The sequence below is a fragment of the Flavobacterium sp. genome, assembly GCF_035299005.1.
Lineage (GTDB): Bacteria > Bacteroidota > Bacteroidia > Flavobacteriales > Flavobacteriaceae > Flavobacterium.
In genome coordinates this window covers 175,460-197,514 of record NZ_DATGXL010000006.1, presented here as the reverse complement: position 1 = coordinate 197,514, position 22,055 = coordinate 175,460, and the positions used below count along the sequence as shown (strand labels likewise).

Genomic DNA, 22,055 nt, shown 5'->3' with positions numbered 1-22,055 from the left:
TTTATTTCAAAATTTGATCTGAATGAACTTTAGTTTTCACATCGGTTATGACATCTTCAATAATTCCATTTTCATCAATTACAAAAGTCGTTCTATGAATACCATCATATTCTCTGCCCATAAATTTCTTTGGTCCCCAAACACCAAATGCCTGAATAACCGATTTATCTTCATCAGCTAATAACGGAAAAGGTAAATCATATTTATCTATAAACTTAGCTTGTGCTTTAGCACTATCAGCACTTACACCTAATAATACATAATTATTTGCTTGAAAGCGAGCAAAATTATCTCTTAAATCACACGCTTCAGTTGTACAACCCGGTGTACTTGCCTTTGGATAAAAGAAAACAACTAATTTCTTTCCTTTATAATCGGCCAATTTGTGAGTTGTTCCTTTTTGGTCTAAACCTGAAAAATTAGGTGCTTTATCTCCTACCTTTAATGTTGTCATTTTATTTTTAGTTTAAAAGTTTAAAGTTTAAATTTGTTTAAAGTTATGCAATAAAATTATAAAAATGACTAAAAGCGAAAAAGTAACATTTGTTATAAATACGTTAAATGAATTATATCCTGAAATTCCGATTCCGTTAGACCATAAAGACCCATACACTTTGTTGATTGCAGTTTTGCTTTCGGCACAATGCACCGATGTTCGTGTGAATCAAATTACACCACTCCTATTTGCCAAAGCTGATAATCCGTATGATATGGTAAAAATGACAGTGGAAGAAATCAAGCAAATCATTCGTCCGTGTGGTTTATCGCCTATGAAATCGAAAGGAATTCACGGTCTATCTGAAATTTTAATTAACGAATACAATGGCGAAGTACCTCAAAGTTTTGAAGCTTTGGAAGCCTTGCCTGCTGTTGGACACAAAACAGCAAGTGTGGTGATGAGTCAAGCATTTGGAGTCCCTGCTTTTCCTGTTGATACACATATTCATCGCTTAATGTATCGTTGGGGATTAACCAATGGCAAAAACGTACAACAAACCGAGAAAGATGCTAAACGCATTTTCCCAAAGGAATGTTGGAACGATTTGCACTTACAAATCATTTGGTACGGTCGTGAATATTCACCAGCTCGTGGTTGGAATTTAGAAAAAGATATTATTACGAGGGCAATTGGGAGAAAGAGTGTAATTAATGAAATTAAAAAATAAATGGGAACAAGAAGTATAAATCATATGATTTTTGCAAGTGTTTATCCACATTATGTAAACAAAGCTGAGAAAAAAAATCGAACAAAAGCAGAAGTTGATACAATTATTTGTTGGCTAACAGGTTATACTCATGAAAACTTACAAAAGCAAATTGATACTAAAGTTGATTTCGAAACTTTTTTTCATCAAGCACCCCAACTCCACAAAAATGCTATAAAAATTACAGGAGTAATTTGTGGCTATCGTATTGAAGAAATAGAAGACCCATTGATGAAAAAAGTGCGGTATTTAGATAAATTAATAGACGAACTAGCCAAAGGAAAAGCAATGGAAAAAATTTTAAGACAATAAAAATAAAAAATGCCTCAAATTTTATTTGAGGCATTTTCTTTAATTAGCTATAATTTCAATCGAAACATTGCCCACTTTATAGGTACTCAATGCTTTTGAATAATTGAGTAAAAACGAAATTGTTTCTTTTTTAGGTAACATGTTTTGAGGAGCTAATTTTTTCTTAGAGTAAAGTTTTGCCATTAAATATGATTTTTTGTTATAACTGAATAACGGCAAAATTTTACTTTTAGTATTAATTCGTCAAAATAATTTGATTTTTTTCAATAATTTTTCTCAAATTTAACAAAGCATAACGCATTCTACCTAATGCTGTATTGATGCTAACACCTGTTAAATCAGCTATTTCTTTAAAACTCAAGTCTTGGTACATACGCATTACTAAGACTTCTTTTTGATCATCAGGCAACTCATCTAACAAACGTGTTAAATCATACTCAACTTGATCAGTAATCATTTTACTTTCAATAGTTGGCGCATTATCTGTCATATAATTAAAAATAGAATATTCTTCAGTTTCACGTTGGAAAGGCATTTTTTTAGATTTTCTAAAATGATCAATTACCAAATTGTGAGCGATACGCATTACCCAAGGCAAAAACTTCCCTTCTTCGTTATATGATTTTGTCTTAAGTGTTTTAATAACTTTAATAAAGGTATCCTGAAAAATATCATCAGATAAATCTCTATCGTTAACTTTTGAATAAATAAATCCGTAGATTTTAGATTGATGTCTTTCAATCAATGAAGCTAAAGCTGACTCATCGCCGCTTATATAATTCTTCACCAATACCGCATCTGGAAGTACAAGATTAGCCATAACAATACCTTTTAGTTAATTAAAGATTCGGGTTCTAAAAAGTACTTTTATTGTATAGGCAATTCTGTTTAGGAGATTAATAAGTCAAATTTAACATAAATTTTAATTAAAAAACAAATCTTCAGTAGAATTTTAACATTTTAATTGAAAAAATTAAACAAAATATGCGTTTAGCCATGTCTAAACGCATATTTATGAAATGAAAATTAAATTATTGATATACTTTAATGTAGTCAATTATAAATTCTTGAGGAAAAATTGCATCATTAACTTCAGGCCCTCCAAAATTTCCTCCAATAGCTAAATTAATAATAAAATAAAATGGCTGATTATAAGGCCAAGTGTTTTCGTTTTGGATTTTGGGTTGAAATGTATATACTAAAACCTCATCTACAAAAAAAGCAATCTTATTTTTATCCCATTCTATAGCATAGACATGAAAACCTTCTTCTATATTTTCAATTTTTGTTTTCTTTGTATTTATGGTATTGCCATGGCTATCTTTTGTGTGCAAAGATGTAAAAATCATATCTGGTTCTTTTCCAACATACTCTAGTATATCTATTTCACCACATTTAGGCCAACCCACATCGGAAATATTGGCTCCTAGCATCCAAAAAGCAGGCCAAAGACCAGTTCCTACGGGTAGTTTAGCACGAGTTTCTATTCTTCCATATTGAAACTCTTTTTTGTCTTTAGTAGTAATTCTAGTAGACGAATATATATTTTCTTCCTTTTTAGCTTGAATAGTTAAAAATCCATCTTTTACCGAATGGTTAGTTTTAGTATAAATTTGGGCTTCATTATTTCCCCATCCGCAAAGATTAGGGCATCCATTACCTAACTCATAATTCCAAGTTGTTTCATCTAATTTAATACCATTGAAATTTTCTTCCCAAACTAATTTTCTTTCTGAGATTTGACTAAAACAGAAAGTGCTAAACAAAAATAAAACAAAAACATCTTTCATAATCTACTATTTATTATATTGAAAATCAGCCTCCAAAGTGTTATCAGAACTTCCTCCAATAAAGACTTTAAAATCTCCAGCTTCAGGTTCCCACTTGTGATTTGCTGTATAAAATTCAATCATTTTTTCATCTATTACAAAAGTTATAAGCTTACTTTCATAAGGTTGCAATTCAACCAATTCAAAACCTTTTAATTCTTTTACTGGACGTGTAAAACTACCAATCAAGTCTCTAATATATAATTGTACAACTTCTTTACCTGCAATAGCGCTATTATTTTTTAAAACTACACTTACTTGTATCATACCATTTATTGAGAAGCTATTTGATGATAATTTTAAATTAGAATACTCAAATTTTGAATAACTTAACCCGTGACCAAAAGCATACAAAGGTGTGTTTTTTTCATCAATATAATGCGACCAAAAAACACTTTCGGGTTCATTCATTATTGGTCTTCCAGTGTTTTTATGATTATAGTAAATTGGCACTTGACCAATATCTCTTGGGAACGTCATAGGCAATTTACCACTTGGATTATAATCTCCATACAAAACTTGAGCAATAGCATTTCCGCTCTGTGTTCCTAGTTGCCAAGCTTCAACAATTGCAGGTATATGACTTGCTGCCCATGGAAAAGCCAAAGGTCTTCCATTATTTAAAACCAAAACAATTTTTGGATTTACTTTGTAAACTTCCTCTAATAACTCTTGCTGCACACCTGGCAATCCAATATCTGAACGACTCCTACCTTCTCCAGATTGTAAACCATGTTCACCTAAAACCATTACAACAACATCTGCTTTTTTTGCTATTTCAATAGCTTCTGCAAATCCTGATTTATCTTCAGTATTAATCTTGGTTTCCCACATAAATTGAGTTCTTCCTACTGCTACATCTGCACCCTTAGCAAATGACAATTGGTTGTTCGGGTATTTTTGCATACCTTCTAAAACTGATATTGCTGTATTATCATCAGCACCAATTCTCCAACTTCCTAAAGGACTTGTTTTATCATTTGCTAATGCTCCTATAAGTGCTATCTTTTGACCTGATTTATTTAATGGTAAAAGATTCGATTCATTTTTTAATAAAACAATTGATTTTTTTGCTATATCTAATACGCCTTCATGAAATTCTGCTTTACCTAAAGTAGCTTTTTCATATGCTTCATCGCAATATTTATAGGGATTATCAAACAATCCTAATTCAAATTTTACTTTAATAATCCTACGTACTGCATCATCAATTATGGATTCTTTAACCTTTCCTTCTTTTACTAAAGTTTTTAAATGCTCTACATATGCATATGATTCCATATCCATATCAGAACCTGCGTTAATTGCAATTTCTGCTGCTTGTTTACTATCTTTAGCATAGCCATGTGGAATCATTTCATTAATTGAACCCCAATCTGATACAATTAAACCTTCAAAATTCCAATCACCTTTTAGAATATCACGTTGTAAATATTTATTTCCTGTTGCAGGAATACCGTTTAACTCATTAAAAGAATTCATGAATGTTTTAACTCCAACATCTACAGTAGCTTTAAAAGGTGGTAAAACTACATTGTGAAGAATCTCATCACTGATAATAACTGAATTATAATCTCTTCCAGCCTCCGCAAAACCATATCCTGCAAAATGCTTTGCACAAGCTAAAATATTTTTATTAGTTGATAAATCACCTTGAAAACCATTAACTCTTGCTCTTGCAATTTTACTACCTAAAAAAGGATCCTCTCCTGCTCCTTCCATTGATCTTCCCCAGCGTGCATCACGAGAAATATCAACCATAGGCGCAAATGTCCAATTGATTCCTACTGCTCCTGCCTCTTCGGCTGCAATCTCAGCTGATTTTTTAATGGCCTCTAAATCCCAACTAGCTGCTTCTGCTAATGGAATTGGGCTAATTGTTTTATAACCATGTACAACATCAAATCCAAAAAGCAAAGGAATACCTAGGCGTGTTTGCTCAACAGCAATTTTTTGCAATGCATATACATCCTTAACACCTTTTACATTAAGCATTGAACCAACTAATCCTTTCTTTAAGTCTTCATATTTTTTAGCGGCTTGTCCATCTTTTGGAATTGGACCTGTAACATCCCAAAAACCATTATACTGATTTAGTTGACCAATTTTTTCATCCAAAGTCATTAAACTTATAACTGAATCAACCTTTTTGTCAATTAATTGTAATTGGCTAATATTAATAATTTTTTTTGAGGAATTACAAGCTAGTGTAAATAATACAAGAAGTGTTAAACTATATTTTATCTGTTTATATTTCATTTTTAAAATTTCAGAGTTATAAAATTCAAATAACAAGAAGGCAGTTTATTACCTCCTTGTTAATGAACAAACTAAATGAATGAAAAAATTTATTGATAAACTCTTACATAATCAACTTCCATTGAAGATTGAGTAAATGCTGGGTCTATAGTTCCTCCAAAAGTTCCTCCCATTGCAACATTAAAAATCAAGAAAAAATCGCTATTGAATGGTAGTGAATTATTATTTGCTATTGAATGAAATAGTACATCATCTATATAAAATTTAATTGATGTAGCTGTCCAAACTGCTTTATACACATGAAACTGTGTAGATGCACCAGAAATTGTTGTACTATTTGTTATTCCATTTCCGCCAGAGTGACCAGGATAATGAACTGTACCATGAATTATATTTGGCTCGTTTCCTTTGTGTTCCATTATATCTATTTCGCCACAAGCTGGCCATGTATTAGTTGCATAATTTTGCCCTAACATCCAAAGAGCTGGCCAAGTACCTCCACCAGAAGGAAGTTTAGCTCTTATTTCTATTTTTCCGTAAGTAAATTCAAATTTATTTTCAGATTTTAAACGAGCTGAAGTGTAATTAGAACCGCTGAAGCTTTCTGCTTTAGCAGTAATTTTCAAACTTCCTCCTTGAACAATTGAATTGCTAGCGCTATTAGTATAATATTGAGATTCTCCATTACCCCAGCCTCCTGCGCCAATATCGTACCCCCATTTTGAACTATCTGGTGCTCCATCAGTATTAAATTCATCAGACCATACCAAATTTGTAAAATCCGTAACTGGGTCTTGTACCGGTTGTATAGTTGTAAATGTATGATACCATGCTAATGCAGAGTTTCCTCCCATTACTGCTCTAACAACCATTCTATTTTCAGTAATTGAAATAATTTCATAAGAACTTTGTCCAATATAATATCCCATAAATCCATTATCTGAAAAATTCATCATTGTACCTCTTGTTTGGTTTGGCACACCATTAGCTACTACAACAGACTCTGATGGGCTTAGAGAAACTATTTTAACTCCTGATGTGTCATAATTATAACAATAATCATATCCTGCACTTCCTCCTGCAACACTTTGAAATGCAGTATTAAAAAATGTTTGACCTCCATTATCTAATTCATATTTTAAAACATTTCCGTCTAAAGAAAATTTTAAAACATTATTATACAAACAACTACTTTCTGGGCTGGCAGCTTTTTCCCAAGCCGCTGCTTGATAATAAGCTCCATAATAATTTTGAGTAGCATCAGAATTGTTTGGACCTACACCAAGATGACCTGGCTCAGAGGCTGACCAATACCAATTTTTCTGCGAGCCACCAGTTAAAAACTGAACAGCTTCGTCATCAGTAAAATCACTTCTTACTTCAATACTAACAGTCGTATTAGTTGTCACACCTCCTCTACCTGATGCAATTACTGTAACAGTGTACTCATTTACCCCAGTCTGCGTAAATCTCTTTTCAAAAATACCACTTGGTGCATTTTGAGATGTTCCATCACTAAAAACATATCTGTAAGAAATAGCATTATCTGCTGTAGCAGTAAATGTTACAATTCCAGATCCATCTCCATAAGGATTTGAGACATCAACTCCTTGAATATCAATATCCACATTTAAATTTGTTGGTGCACTTAAATCACCAAATGCTTTATCATCTTCTTGACAACTAAAAGCTAGGAAGATTGATAAAAATGCGATTGAACTTTTAATAAATTTATTCATTTTCAGTATTTTTTTTAGTTAGATAATTGAACATCATCAAAATAATAAGTTGCTCCAGTTCCTGCATTTCCAAAATCAAAAAACACAACTAATCTTTGATAATTATTTGCATTAACAATTCCTGTGAAGTCATACGTTAATTCTTCCCAGCCATTTGCAACAGTTGTGGTAACATCTAATTCAGTGTTTATTGAAGAATTTGCAAAATTTTCTAATTTCATTTTAACAACAATCCCTGCCTGTGGCGACCAAACTTTCATTTTTATTTTTTGCATGGTTGCAAAATTGATTGGACTAGCTAATTCAATATATGAACCAGCCCAAACCTGAGCTCCATTTGTTTTCACCAATTGTCCAACTTTTGAACTTGTGTTAATACCTGAAGCATCTGGATTATTTACAACAGAAGCCACAGCTCCACCAAAATCAGTAAATGTATAGGTAAGAGTTGATGATTGAAATGTTAATGGTAAAACAACCGTTTCTGCACCTGTAGTTAGTTCAACATCATCAAAATAATAATTTAATCCTGTCCCATTATTACCAAAATTGAAGAACAATACAATTCTTTGATAATTATTTGCATTATTTACTCCTGTGAAATCAAATATTAATTCTTCCCAACCATTTGCTACTGAATTTGTAACGTCAACTTCGGTATTTATGTTTGGATCTGCTAAATTTTCTAATTTCATTTTAACAACAATTCCTGACTGAGGAGACCAAGCTTTAATTTTAATTTTTTGCATAGTCGAAAAATCAATTGGTGCTCCTAATTCAAGAAATGAACCTGCCCAAACTTCAGCACCATTATTTTTAGTCAATCTAGCAACATTAGCACTCCCATTTCCTGCACTTACATCAGGATTTGAAGCTACAACTGTATTTGCACCACCAAAATTTGTGAAAGCATAATTCAATGTACTTGATTCAAAAGTTACTGGCAATAATACTGGATTTGATATAGTAACATTTTCCTGATATTGTGTAGTAGCAACACCACCACTTAATGCAACAACTGTTACGGTATAAGTTCCTACATTTGCATACGTATGCGTAATTGTTTCACCTTGCATAAAGTCAATTGGAACTTGATTTGGATCTTCACCAAAATAAGCTTGAAAATATGTTTCTAAATCTGCAGTTGCTTGAACTGAAATAGACATATTATCCCCAGTTACATGAGCAATCGTTACATCTAAATTTGTTGGAGGTAAAAATGAAACTGTTAGTTCTTGTGTTACTTCAGTTTTTTCGCCGTTAATTGCCATTCCAACAATTTTAACTTGATATACACCTTCTGCATAAGTATGAATTATTGAACCACCTGGATTAATTATTGCTGGTTCAACAGTTCCATCACCAAAATAAACTTCATATTGTGTAACTCCTTCTCCTCTTGGTAAGATAGTTACCTTACCAGAGTTGTCTTGCTTGATTGTCATTAATGCCGAAATATTTGTTGGCGCATTTACTCCATCAAGATTTACATTATCATCTTCGTTTGAACACCCTACAAAGAAGGTTAGTACGAAAAGACTAATTATTAATTTAATATTCTTCATATAGATTTTTTTTAATAGTTAGGATTTTGTTGCCAATTTCCATTTGAAAATTGAATTTCTTCAATTGGAATAGGAAATATTTCATTTTTATTTGGAGTAAATCCAGTAATTGTAGTTGCCGCTCTATTAGTACGAACTAAATCAAAGAATCGATGACCCTCACCAACTAATTCTAATCTTCTTTCAGCTAAAATAAAATCAGTTAAAGCCGCTCCCGAAGCTGAAATATCATGGTTAGTATCTCCGAATGCTCTACGTCTAACTTGATTTAAATAGGTTCTAGCTTTTACATCATCAATACCGCCTCTGTTATATGCTTCTGCCGCCATTAATAATACATCTGCATAACGAATTGCTCTATAATTGTTTGGGTTGGTTAAGTTTTGGTCACCAATATTTGCATCACCTTGTCTAGGTAAATATTTTCTATTGAAAAAACCTGTGTGTTTATATCCTGTTCCATATGAAGCTCCTGTTGATGAAGCCCATGTTACAATATTTAAAATTGCTACATCACGTCTATTATCTCCAACTTCAAAAGCATCGTACGCTTCTTGTGTAGGCACATTAAAACTATAGCCTGAATCGAATAATGGTCCTGAATAGTTTCTAATTCCATTAAAACCTACTGCAACATTCCCTTCACTACATTGTAAACAACCAAAACCTGCGCCTTCAGTATCTGTATACTGAACTTCAAAAACCGATTCTGACCCATTTTCTCCAGAATTTTCAAAAATCGAGTTGTAATTTGTTACCAATGAATAATTTGCATCCGTAATTAAATCCTCCAAAACATTTGAAGCATCAACAAATTTATCTTGATATAAATATGCCTTTCCTAATAATGCTTGAGCAGCTCCTTTGGTAGCTCTTCCTGTCTCAGGAGCAACTTCATTTAAATTTGCTATGGCATAAATTAAATCTGCCTCTATTGATGCATAAACATCTTCAACAGAAGAACGTGGGATGACTTTCTCGTCTCCTAATTTGAAGCGAGCATCACCTTTCATAGGAATTGGACCAAACCATTTAACTAATTCAAAATGATAATATGCTCTTAAAAATCTAGCTTCTGCAATAATCTGTTCTTTTCCTTCAAAATCAGTTTTATCTTTAAACTCTAAAATATAATTTGCTCTATTAACACCTGCAAACATCCAATTCCAGATATCTCTTAAATTGCTGTTGACTGGTGTATGCGTCATGTCATCTATTTGCTGAAATCCGATTACATCATTTGCACTTTCTCCTCCAGATAGAGTGTTATCTGATGCTATTTCACCCAATAAAACATTGACATAACTTGACTGAAGCATATCATAAGCTGCTATTAGCGCTTTGTAATAATCATCTTCTGAATTGAAATAATTTTCAGAATCAATTGAATAGACAGGTTCTCTATCAACAAAACTATCTGTACAAGCTACAAAAAGTGTTGTAAAAAGTAGCAACCCTAAACTTGTTTTTACTATATATTTTTTCATAATTTCTTTATTTAGAAGTTAGCATTAATACCTAAAATAAATGTTCTAGGTGTTGGATAAAATCCATAATCAATTCCTCCTCCAATAGGAGAGCCGTTGGTTGCTGCTGGATCAAAACCTCTATATTTTGTAAAAGTGTAAACATTATTTACACTTGTGTATAAACGCAGTTTTGACAATCCTATTTTTTGAATGATATTTTCTGAAAAGCTATAACCTAATTGAATATTTTGAATTCTCAAAAACGAAGCGTCTTCAACAAAATAATCTGAAAGGACATTATTATTGGTAGCTGCAGTGGTAACTCTTGGAACCGTATTACTTGTTCCTTCACCTGTCCATCTATCTAAAACATAGTTTAATCTATTTACATCAGAAAGTGTTCTTTCATAATTACGAATCATATCATTTCCTAATGATGCATAAGAATATGATGTCAAATCTAGATTTTTATAATTCAATGTAAAGTTAAAACCCATTGTAACATTAGCAATTGGATCGCCAATATTAGTTCTATCATTTTGATTGATTACACCATCATTATTTAAATCTTTATAACGGATATCACCAGGGGCAGTTGCTGCTCCTAAAGCTGCTTGTGATGGATGCGCATCGATTTCAGCTTGATTTTGAAAAATACCATCAGTTTGATATCCATAAAAATAACCCATTGGCTGACCTGCTTCCATTCTTACAGGATATAATTGACCTACACCAAATGAACCTCCTTCTAAATAGCCTGTACTATTATTTACTTCTAATACTTCATTATCAATAGTTGTTACATTGTAACCAACTTTAAATTTCATGCTTTCAGAAATCTTATCTTCGTAATTAATTGCAAATTCTAAACCTCTGTTTCTAACAGCTCCAGCATTAATTGTTGGTGAACCTGAACCTGGAGCATAAACACCAGTAATACCTGAAACAGGAATGTTTCCAATTAATAAATTATCTCTAGTTTCAGAAAAATAATCTGATGTAATTGACACTTTTTCATCAAACATTTTTAAGTCTACACCAATATCAAATTTTTTAGCTTCCTCCCATTGTAATTTTGGATTTGGCAAAACTCCAACTGCAGTACCATTTACAACACTTCCATTGATAACATATGTAGCTTCTCCGCTTAAAGAACCAACATATCCATTATTTCTAATTTGATCATTACCTAAAACACCATAACTAGCTCTTAATTTCAAAAAATTCAATGTTTTAGTTTGTTTAAAGAAATTTTCGTCAGAAACTACCCAACCAGCAGTAAATGATGGGAAAATTGCGACTCTATTTTCTGGACCAAATTTGGTTGATAAATCTCTTCTCAGTGCTCCTGTTAATAAATATTTTCCATTAAAAGCATATTCAAAAAAACCGAAAAAAGATAACCTTCTTTCATCATAAGCATACGAATAAGTATCTCTTACTCCATCACCACCAGTACCAGTTGCTAAACTTAAATCTGCGTAGTCCCATGAATTATTTGGAACATCATAACCTGTTCCGAATAAACCTGAACCATACTCTTTATAAACTGTAGTTCCTACAGTAGCTTTAACTTTGTGATTTTCACCAAATGTGTTATTGTATTCTGCAAAAAAATCAAAAGTGTAACTGTTATCATTAATCTTATTTTGAGAAACGCTACTTCTAGTAACGTCAAATACTTTTCCTCCATAAGAAACTTCTTTTGCAAAAGATTTACCATCACTGTTACTAGTATTAAAACCCATTCTACTAGTTAATTTCAAATGATTAATTATATCATAATCAAATCGTACACTTCCATTTAATTTTTTTAATTTATAATCATTAAATGTATTATCTAATTGTGCTAATGGATTAATAATTTCTATACCGTACCCTGGTGTACTTGGAACCAATGTATAGTTACCATTTGTATCAAATACTGAAAGTGTTGATGGAGTATTTATTGCATTAAATAATACTGAACCCAAACCACTATCATTAAATGAATCTCTGTCTAAATATGTGTAAATTAAGTTAGTTTGAAATTTAATTTTTTCAGACAAATCTGCATTCAAAGACAAGCGTGCAGTATTTCGTTTAAAATCAGATTTACTCTTTCCTATTATTCCTTGCTGATATAAGTCAGAAGCACTAAAAGAATAAGCAATTTTATCAGAACCACCTGAAAAACTAAATTCATTACTCACCATTGGTGCTTTATTGAAAATTTGATCCTGCCAATCAGTGCCTGTTCCTAAACCACTTACATTTGGATAAGGTAAATTTTGTCCTCCATTTGCATAGCTTTCATTAAGTAATAGTGCATATTCTGTTGCATTCAATAGGTTTAACTTTTTTGATGTTTCTTGAAAACCTGTATAACCAGAATATGAAACCTTAGTTTTAGTATTTCTTTTTCCTGATTTTGTAGTAACTACAACTACTCCATTAGCACCTAATGTTCCATAAATAGCTGCTTGAGCATCTTTTAATACAGTTATTGATTCAATATCGTCTGGATTCAAAATACTTAAATCACCTTGATAACCATCAATAATAACATAAGGACCTGTAGAACCATTTGTTGCTACACCTCTAATTTTAATATCCAATCCTGCACCCGGTGCTCCTGATTGTTGTGTTACAACTACACCTGACACCGTACCTTGAAGTGCTTGTTCTACTTTTATTGGCTTCAAGTCATCAATTGTTTTACCAGTAATAACAGTTACAGCACCAGTAACATCTCTCTTTTTTTGGCTTGAATAACCCAAAACAACAATCTCATTTAATGCCTGTGTAGTTTCAACTAATTTAACCTTAATTGATTCTGATGTTAAAACCTTATACTCAAAGTCTTTATAACCTAAGTAACTAAATACTAAGGTTGAACCAACTGGTACACCAGTAATTTTAAAATTCCCATCGATATCTGTAGAAATACCTGTTTGAGAATTTTTAATAAAAATGTTTGTCCCGACGAGTACTTCTCCCGTACTGGAATCTAATACAGTTCCTGTTACATCAACAGCTTGTGAAAAACCAATTGATGTAAATAGCAAGAATGCAAATAATAATAATTTAGATCTCATAATTTGTTAGGTTTTTGATATGTATAAAATTATATACAACATTGAATAATTTGCCAAAAACAACCTCTACAAAAAACATACATAATAAAAAAAACACTAATTATTTTATAATTCAATAAAACTAATTAGTGTTTATGAGGTAATTTTAAAGATGTTAGAAATTATTTTTTTTAACAAAATTAATTTCGAAAACGTTATTGTTGAGGTTTTGTATAGGTAATTTTATGTTTTTGTTGTGATTAAAATGCTAAAATATACTCGACTAAACCCTGTTCATGTGATAAATCCATTTTTTTACGCAAACGATATCTTTTTATTTCAACGCTTCTCACAGAAATATTTAATAAAGGTGCAATTTCTTTAGAAGATAAATTTAGTCGTAAATAAGCACATAATCTTAAATCATTAGGTGTTAATGATGAATGAGCTTGTTTAACTTTCTTCAAAAAATCGTTATCTGCATTATCAAATGCTTCTTTAAACACATTCCATGTATCTTCTTCTGTGATATTTTTATTAATAGTAGTTATAACAGATTTGATACTCTTATTGCTATCTTCAGAAGTTTTTTTCAAATCTTCTTTAATCAATGATAATAATTCATTCTTTTTGATCAAACTCATTGTTGAAACTGCTAATTCTTTATTTTTATTATCAACGTCATTAGATAATTGCTCGTTTTTAAGTTTCATCAATTGCTGTTCACTCTCTAAAGCAGCAATTTCTAATAACAAGTTATTTTCTTCTATTAACTTTTGTTCTTTATTTTTATAATATCTTTTATAAGTTTTGTGTATGTATATCGCTAGTAAAACTCCCAAAACACAATACAAAATTAGAGCTAAATTTGTAGCATACCATGGTTTTAAAATTTCAAAACTATAAATTGCAATGTTTTCTGGTTTAGAATTTGCAATTTTTGCTCTAACCTTAAAAACATATTTTCCTGGTGGTAAATTTTTAAAATTTGCAGACGTTTTTGCCGACCATTCAGTCCATTCTTCTTGCAATCCTTCTAAAATATATTGATATTCTGCATTGATATATTTGTTATATTCTGGAACAGTATAATTAAATACAATATTATTTTCATCATGAGCAAACTCCCCGATTGATTTTACAGAACAATTTATTAATTTTTCATCTAATTTATTTATAGTAATGCTAGCAATGGAAACACTATAATTTTTAAAACTTAAATCGTTGATATTAATTGTATAATATCCATCAGTAGTTCCTATTAAATAAATCGAATTCGTCAATTGAGTGATATTTTCATATCCCAACATAGAATTAGTTAGTGAAGCTGGAATTGGTATTGTATTTTGTTTAAGTTGATTACTTAATTTACTCAAGGTAAAGTAATGAATATAATTTTTAGAAAACAGCCATAGTTTATTAGACTTATCTACAATCAATTTCCCTGAGGTAAATTCATCATTTTGAAAAACTGCACTTAAAATTGTGTCTTTAATGAACTTTTTAGAACTATTATCTAACTTGAAAATTCCTTTTTTATTAGCATAAAAAATAGAATTATTAAACTTTTTTAAACAAGCATTCTTACCTTTTTTTGGGGTGTTATATGCAAAAAAATCAGATGCTTTGGTAAAGTTATTATTAAGTTTAAATCGAAAAACACCTTTATATTCATGACTTACATATACTTCATTTGTATCTGTTATTTCAAAATACTTTGACGAATAATCAAACCCAGAAACTTTATTTCTAAAACGCCACTGATTATTAACTTTCTCTAAAACAGAAATCCCATAATAGTTTCCTTGTAATAACAAATCGTTTCTTCCCAATACCTTTTCAAATTTCCATGTACCAGAAGCAGAAAAAATTAGCTGTGCATTATCTGAATCAATAATAAAAGTCCCTGAATCATGCCCACAAAACAAAGTTCCATTATTTTCAAATATTGACCAAACTTGTCCTTTTGTGCCTTTTACAAATTGAAAGGATTCTTCTGAATTAAAACTTTTAAAAAATAATCCTTGATTAGTACCTATATATAATTTATTTTTATACAAAAGCGAAGTATATACTGTGCCTAATATTCCAGTATCATCAGAATAACTTCTGACTGGTGATTGTAAATTGATACAATTAATTCCATTATCTAATCCTATCCACAAATTTTTATCAATATCTTCAAATAATGACAACGCTGTATTATTACTTAAACCTTTATTCTGTGTAATATGATACTTTAATTTTCCATCAGCAGAAAGAATAAAAATACCATTAGAAACTGTTCCTATAGCAAAACCTTTATCTGATAGTTGTTGGCTACTATACACACTACTAGATGCGATTTGTGCATCTACTTCTGTTATAAATGAAGAAAAAACACCATTGATATACTTAAAAAAGCCTTTCGATTGTGTTTGCAATAACAAACCATCTTCATTTGAAAATAGTTCAACAATCTTATTGCTTAAAACAACTGAACTATTTGAAATCAATTTACTTTTGCCATTTTCAACTTCATACAAACCTTCGTTAGCTACTTGGAAGTATATAGAATTATTAGTCTGAAAGGCTTTTAAAATATTATTTTTAGGAGTAATAATAGTAAAATTACTGGTTTTTGAATCATATATATAAATTTGATTTAATGATTGAAAAATCACCCATTGCTCATAATTTAATATATTCCAAAATTGTTCATCATCGATAATTTTAGTCTTGATTTTATTACTTAATGAATGATACTTTAAACGATTATTTGCTTCTCGTGTCCAATACCCAAATTCCATATAACAGCCTGTATATATTTTATCACCAACAACTTTTACAGATCGAATAATAGTTTCGTTAGGTGATGGGTATAAACTCCAATTAGAACCGTTAAACTCTAACAATCCTTCATTATTAGCAAACAATAAAAATTGATTACTATCTTGAGAAATCATCCAATTCTGATTTCCAGCATTATAAACACTTGAAGGATATTTTACAATAGGTGGTAGCTCTTGAGCAATAATAAAAGTGCTAAGAAAAACAAACAATATACAAAGTAGACTTTTAACCGAAAAATTCATGAGATTGTGAATGTTTAGAATGTAAAAATATCGTTTCAATTTCAATTCTTCAAATTAATACACATAAAATGTATTTTCAAATTGAGTTTATTGTATTTTGATAAATGACTATATTTGCATTTCTATAAAAAACAACAATGACACAACCCGATTTTTCAACTTTAGAACCCAAAAAAAATATCCTAATTAAAGGTGCTCAATTGCATAACCTTAAAAATTTAGATGTTGCTATTCCTAGAAATAAATTGGTAGTAATTACTGGTCTTTCTGGCTCTGGAAAATCAAGTTTGGCTTTTGATACTTTGTATGCCGAAGGTCAACGCAGATATGTTGAAAGTTTATCTTCTTACGCACGACAATTTTTAGGCAGATTAGATAAACCAAAAGTAGAATATATTAAAGGAATTGCGCCAGCCATTGCCATTGAACAAAAGGTAAACACTAGTAATGCGCGTTCTACAGTTGGCACATCAACTGAAATTTACGATTATTTAAAGCTTCTTTTTGCACGAATTGGTAAAACCTACTCTCCTATCTCTGGAAAAGAAGTCAAAAAAGATACCGTTTCTGATGTGATAAATGACATCAAGACATTTTCAATAGATAGCAAATGGTTACTCCTCGCTCCTATTCATTTAGAAGAAGGAAGAGCTTTGGAAGACAAATTAAAAGTATTATTACAACAAGGTTTTGCACGTATTTTAGTGGATAACGAAATGGTGCGCTTGGATATGATTGACCAACATCAATTGGACAACAAAGATATTCTATTGATTATTGACCGAATTATGGTTAAAACCGAAGAAGAATTTTTCAACCGTTTAGCAGATGCTGTACAAACCGCTTTTTATGAAGGTAAAGGGATTTGTTATTTACAAGAAGTAGACTCAAAAAAAAGATTGGAATTTAGTTCTAATTTTGAATTGGATGGCATAACATTTTTAGAACCAAATATTCATTTGTTCAGTTTTAACAATCCTTACGGAGCTTGTCCAACTTGTGAAGGCTACGGAAGCGTTATTGGAATTGATGAAGAGTTAGTAATTCCAAATACCGCCTTATCTATTTATGAAAATGCAGTGTTTCCTTGGCGTGGTGAAAGTATGGGATGGTATCGAGACCAATTGGTAAACAATGCTTATAAATTTGATTTTCCGATTCATAAACCGTTCTTCGAACTTTCAGAAGTACAAAAGCAATTGATTTGGGACGGAAATAAATATTTCACGGGATTAAACGATTTCTTTTCGGAATTAGAAGAGAAAAATTATAAAATTCAAAATCGGGTTTTACTTTCAAGATACAGAGGAAAAACAAAATGTCAAACATGTAAAGGAAAAAGGTTACGTCCAGAAGCCAATTACATTAAAATTGCAGACAAAACACTTTCAGATTTAGTTGATTTACCAATCGTTAACTTAATTGATTTCTTTAAAAAATTAGAATTAAACGAATACGATACTAAAGTAGCCAAACGTTTGTTAATCGAAATCAACAATCGTTTAGACTTTTTATTCAATGTGGGATTGAGTTATTTGACATTAAATCGCAATTCTAACTCACTTTCTGGAGGCGAATCGCAACGTATCAACTTGGCCACTTCGTTAGGAAGTAGTTTGGTAGGTTCGATGTATATTTTAGACGAACCAAGTATTGGTTTACACCCAAAAGACACCGAAAGATTAATCGAAGTATTGAAAGATTTACGTGATTTAGGCAACACCGTTATTGTAGTAGAACACGACGAAGACATCATGAAAGCTGCTGATATGATTATCGATATTGGGCCTGAAGCAGGAACACATGGTGGCGAATTGGTTGCACAAGGAACATATAATGAAATTCTTAAAGCGGATTCATTAACAGCGAAATATTTGAATGGAAAAGAAGAAATTTCGGTACCAAAAACAAGAAGAAAATTCAAAAATCATATCGAAGTTATTGGTGCGAGAGAAAACAACTTAAAAAACGAAAATTTCACTTTCCCTCTTGAATGTTTAACAGTGATTACAGGTGTTTCGGGAAGTGGAAAAAGTACATTGGTAAAGAAAATTTTATTCCCAGCCATCCAAAAAAAGTTAGAAGGTGTTGGTGAAAAAGCAGGACAATTTACCGAATTAGCAGGAAGTTTTTCTCACATCAAACATATCGAATACGTTGATCAAAATCCTATTGGAAGAAGTTCGCGTTCGAATCCAGTAACTTACATTAAAGCTTATGATGATATTCGTGAATTATTTGCGAAACAAAACGTTTCCAAACTAAGAAATTATCAAGCTAAACATTTCTCATTTAACGTTGATGGCGGAAGATGCGAAGTGTGTAAAGGCGATGGCGAAGTAACCATTGAAATGCAATTTATGGCAGACGTTCATTTAGAATGCGAAGCTTGCAATGGAAAACGTTTCAAAAAAGAAGTGTTAGAAGTTACTTTCGAAGGAAAAAACATTGATGACATTTTAAAAATGACCATTGATGAAGCTTTGAATTTCTTTACCGAACACAAACAGACAAAAATCACTCAAAAATTACAGCCTTTACAAGATGTTGGCTTGGGTTATGTACAACTTGGACAATCGTCTTCTACTCTTTCTGGTGGCGAGGCACAACGTATTAAATTGGCATCATTTTTAGTTAAAGGAACTATAAAAGATAAAGCGTTATTTGTATTTGATGAACCTACAACTGGTTTACATTTTCACGATATCAAAAAATTGTTAGCTTCATTTGATGCTTTGTTGGAAAAAGGACATTCAATTATTGTAATTGAACACAATTTAGATTTAATCAAATGTGCTGATTATATTTTAGATATTGGTCCTGAAGGTGGTGAAAATGGTGGAAAATTAATGGCTTTTGGCACACCAGAAGAAGTGGCTAAAAACAAGAATTCAGTTACAGGAAAATATTTAAAAGAGAAACTAAACTAATGATTAACCCTTCTACAAACGGTTGGATTGACAAGTTTTTTACTGAAAATCGTGATAATTTCATTGATTTTCAAGGTAATTATTTGTCTTTTTATGAAAGTTGTAGAAAAACCGGTTTTATTTATGGTTATGTAGTTAATTTTCAATTGAAAGAAAATCTAAATACTACAAAATGGTCATATGATGAAATTACAAAAGTTGGCTTTTTAAACACTCTATTTTCAGTATATTCTCTTGAAAAAGAAAAAGTCAATTCAAAAGATTTTATTGAATCTGTATATGAATTTTACAAAATCATACAGCCAGAAAATCTGAATTTCATCAAAAAAATGTTGCCTGAAGGCTCTCGCAGTTCACGATTGGAAAAAGTGATTGACAACAGAATTCAAACCAATCAGAATAGTATTAGCAAAAACTTTTCGCATATTATAACCAATGCTTTATTATTTATTGATGTATTGGCATTTCATTACTATTTAAAAAACAACGAATTAGCTTCAGATTATTTAAAAAATGTTGAATCTGACTGCATAAAAATTGTATCATTAGCACTTAAAATCAAACCAAACAAGTCTAAATATGATGAATTATTGGTAAAACTATTCGAAAATTCAATTCGTTATACCAAGTTTTCAACAATTAATTCTATTGAATTTTCAGATATTAAATTACTGAAATACGATGAGTTATTAGAGAAGCTATATTTGTTAGATATAGCACAAATGGCTTTGTGGAGTGATGAAAAATTAGAAAAAGAAGAAAATGATTTTTTAAAAAAGATTAATACAAATTTAGGTTTAGATGCATTAATTCTTGAAAAAAGCATCAATGAAGTTAACTTTTTTATCAATCAATACAAAGCAGAAATTCCGTTTTTTAATTATTCAAATCCTATCAAGCATTTTTATGATCAAGCTAATAAAAATGTAACGAAGCTAATTATTCGCAACAAAGACAGATTAACCAAAGAAATCAAAGAAAGTGGTGAATTAATGCAACTTTTAGCCAAATCTACTCGAAAAGATTTGAGTAAAGATGAAAAAAAGAAAGTAAAAAAACAGTTGCTCGATATCTGTAAAACAGTTCCATCGTTGACTATCTTTTTACTTCCTGGTGGCGGTTTATTGTTGCCTATTTTGATAAAATTTATTCCTCAATTATTACCTTCCGCATTTAATGAGAATTTGGAAGATTAAAACTTTAATTGATACACATCATCCAAGTCTTTATCACAGCTAAAATTTACTCCTAAATCGGTCACATAACCATCGTTCAATCCATAAACCCAACCGTGTAACGACAAATCTTGTCCGTTTTTCCATGCATTTTGAACGATTGAGGTTTTTGCTAAGTCCATTACTTGCTCTTTTACATTCACTTCAACAAATTTATTAAATCGTTCTTTTTCATCAGAAATAGCATCTAATTCATCTTGATGAAAACGATATACATCTTTAATATGACGAATCCAATTATCAATAATTCCAATAGAACTATTTCCCATTGCCGCTTTTACACCACCACAACCATAATGTCCGCAAACAATTACGTGCTTTACTTTTAGAGCATTTACTGCATAATCTAAAACACTTAACATATTCATATCGGAATGTACCACCATGTTTGCAATATTACGGTGTACAAAAACTTCTCCAGGTTCGGCACCAATAATTTCATTCGCAGGAACTCGACTATCAGAACAACCAATCCACAGTAATGGTGGGTTTTGTCCGTCAGCTAGATTTTTAAAATAGTCTGGGCTAATAGCTAACTTATTTTCGACCCATTTTTTATTATTATCTAATATTTTTTTGTAAAAATCGCTCATTATCATAGTTTATACGGTATCAAATATAAAATAAAAAAGCTATCAATTCAGTAATAATTGTATTTGAAATGATAGCTATTCTAAAATTTTTATACTAATTAATTTTAATGTCTTAAATCGGCAATTGTAAATTCAGGATTTATATCGTCCTTAATGTACATAACATCATCATAGAAAGTTACTTTTCCTGTTTCAATATCATGCATTGCACCTACAATACCTATTTGACCTTCTTCTAGCATTTGTTCTAATACAAAACTTCTTTCAATGATGTTTTTTACATTTCGTTTTACATTAATTTCTGCTACATTTTCTACAAACTCACTATTTTTTGAACATCTATTATCTGTAGTTGATTTTTCTTGATAAACCGCTGGTTGAATTTTAGATAAAAGTTCAGTTAAATTTCCCATTTCAACATGATCACAAGCACCTTTGACCGCACCACATTTACTATGACCTAAAACTACAATTAATTTAGAACCAGCAACTTTACATGCAAATTCCATACTTCCCAGAATATCTGTATTCACAATATTACCTGCAATTCTTACCGAAAAAATATCACCTAATCCTTGATCAAAAATTAATTCAGCAGATGTTCTACTATCAATACAACTCAAAATAGTTGCAAAAGGCCATTGACCATCTCGAGTTTCATTAACTTGTTCCAATAAGTTTCTATTTGCTTTTAAATTGCTTAAAAAACGATTATTTCCCTCTTGCAAAAAGTTTAATGCTTTTCGAGGTGTCATTTGTGCTTGTGTTTCTTTATTATGTGCTTTCATA

General features: G+C 30.9%; 16 protein-coding genes. 4 read left to right on the top strand and 12 right to left on the bottom strand.

The annotated features are described in order from the left end of the window. Nucleotide 1: 1 nt before the first annotated feature. A complete protein-coding gene (bcp, locus tag VK164_RS04115) occupies nucleotides 2-454 on the bottom strand; it encodes a thioredoxin-dependent thiol peroxidase (protein WP_324208139.1) in 453 nt (150 codons plus the stop codon). A gap of 64 nt (nucleotides 455-518) precedes the next feature. Between bcp and VK164_RS04110 the strand changes: the two genes are divergently transcribed. Beyond that, nucleotides 519-1,166 carry an endonuclease III gene (locus tag VK164_RS04110; RefSeq protein ID WP_324208138.1) on the top strand — a complete coding sequence of 216 codons (648 nt, stop codon included), beginning with the start codon at nucleotides 519-521 and terminating at the stop codon, nucleotides 1,164-1,166. Next, complete coding sequence (locus tag VK164_RS04105) at nucleotides 1,167-1,517, top strand: DUF2200 domain-containing protein (protein WP_324208137.1); 351 nt, start codon at nucleotides 1,167-1,169, stop codon at nucleotides 1,515-1,517. A 39-nt stretch (nucleotides 1,518-1,556) separates the two neighbouring features. On the opposite strand, the gene VK164_RS04100 is transcribed toward VK164_RS04105, so the two are convergent. The 9 genes from VK164_RS04100 to VK164_RS04060 all read right to left on the bottom strand — a co-directional run bounded on the left by VK164_RS04100 (nucleotide 1,557) and on the right by VK164_RS04060 (nucleotide 16,508). Beyond that, nucleotides 1,557-1,700, bottom strand: a complete 144-nt coding sequence (locus tag VK164_RS04100) for a hypothetical protein (RefSeq protein ID WP_324208136.1) — start codon at nucleotides 1,698-1,700, stop codon at nucleotides 1,557-1,559. Between the two features lie 52 nt (nucleotides 1,701-1,752). Next, nucleotides 1,753-2,337 (bottom strand): RNA polymerase sigma factor, encoded by a 585-nt coding sequence (locus VK164_RS04095; RefSeq protein WP_324208135.1) that lies wholly within the window; start codon nucleotides 2,335-2,337, stop codon nucleotides 1,753-1,755. A 211-nt stretch (nucleotides 2,338-2,548) separates the two neighbouring features. After that, nucleotides 2,549-3,307, bottom strand: a complete 759-nt coding sequence (locus VK164_RS04090) for a glycoside hydrolase family 16 protein (RefSeq protein WP_324208134.1) — start codon at nucleotides 3,305-3,307, stop codon at nucleotides 2,549-2,551. A 6-nt stretch (nucleotides 3,308-3,313) separates the two neighbouring features. Further along, on the bottom strand, nucleotides 3,314-5,605 hold the full coding sequence (gene bglX, locus VK164_RS04085) for a beta-glucosidase BglX (protein ID WP_324208133.1): 2,292 nt from the start codon (nucleotides 5,603-5,605) through the stop codon (nucleotides 3,314-3,316). Between the two features lie 89 nt (nucleotides 5,606-5,694). Next, nucleotides 5,695-7,344, bottom strand: coding sequence for a glycoside hydrolase family 16 protein (locus VK164_RS04080; protein WP_324208132.1), 1,650 nt, complete (start codon nucleotides 7,342-7,344; stop codon nucleotides 5,695-5,697). Nucleotides 7,345-7,358: 14 nt separating this feature from the next. Further along, the gene (locus VK164_RS04075) at nucleotides 7,359-8,909 is read right to left on the bottom strand and encodes a hypothetical protein (protein WP_324208131.1); all 1,551 of its coding nucleotides are present in this window, start codon (nucleotides 8,907-8,909) and stop codon (nucleotides 7,359-7,361) included. 11 nt (nucleotides 8,910-8,920) lie between these two features. After that, the gene (locus VK164_RS04070; protein ID WP_324208130.1) at nucleotides 8,921-10,396 is read right to left on the bottom strand and encodes a RagB/SusD family nutrient uptake outer membrane protein; all 1,476 of its coding nucleotides are present in this window, start codon (nucleotides 10,394-10,396) and stop codon (nucleotides 8,921-8,923) included. A gap of 11 nt (nucleotides 10,397-10,407) precedes the next feature. After that, nucleotides 10,408-13,455: a TonB-dependent receptor gene (locus VK164_RS04065; protein WP_324208129.1), complete on the bottom strand. Its 3,048-nt coding sequence runs from the start codon at nucleotides 13,453-13,455 to the stop codon at nucleotides 10,408-10,410. Between the two features lie 239 nt (nucleotides 13,456-13,694). Beyond that, entirely contained in the window at nucleotides 13,695-16,508 is a 2,814-nt protein-coding gene (locus tag VK164_RS04060) for a helix-turn-helix and ligand-binding sensor domain-containing protein (protein WP_324208128.1), read from the bottom strand. A 137-nt stretch (nucleotides 16,509-16,645) separates the two neighbouring features. Here VK164_RS04060 and uvrA point away from each other — a divergent pair, with 137 nt between their 5' ends. Both uvrA and VK164_RS04050 read left to right on the top strand, forming a co-directional pair. Next, a complete protein-coding gene (gene uvrA, locus VK164_RS04055) occupies nucleotides 16,646-19,438 on the top strand; it encodes an excinuclease ABC subunit UvrA (RefSeq protein WP_324208127.1) in 2,793 nt (930 codons plus the stop codon). Next, nucleotides 19,438-20,634 carry an LETM1-related biofilm-associated protein gene (locus VK164_RS04050; protein WP_324208126.1) on the top strand — a complete coding sequence of 399 codons (1,197 nt, stop codon included), beginning with the start codon at nucleotides 19,438-19,440 and terminating at the stop codon, nucleotides 20,632-20,634. Before uvrA ends, VK164_RS04050 begins: the two co-directional genes overlap by 1 nt. Here VK164_RS04050 and can read toward each other — a convergent pair. Continuing rightward, nucleotides 20,631-21,266 (bottom strand): carbonate dehydratase, encoded by a 636-nt coding sequence (can, locus tag VK164_RS04045; protein WP_324208125.1) that lies wholly within the window; start codon nucleotides 21,264-21,266, stop codon nucleotides 20,631-20,633. The genes VK164_RS04050 and can overlap by 4 nt on opposite strands. 104 nt (nucleotides 21,267-21,370) lie before the next feature. Next, nucleotides 21,371-22,054: a carbonic anhydrase family protein gene (locus VK164_RS04040; protein ID WP_324208124.1), complete on the bottom strand. Its 684-nt coding sequence runs from the start codon at nucleotides 22,052-22,054 to the stop codon at nucleotides 21,371-21,373. Nucleotide 22,055 lies beyond the last annotated feature (1 nt).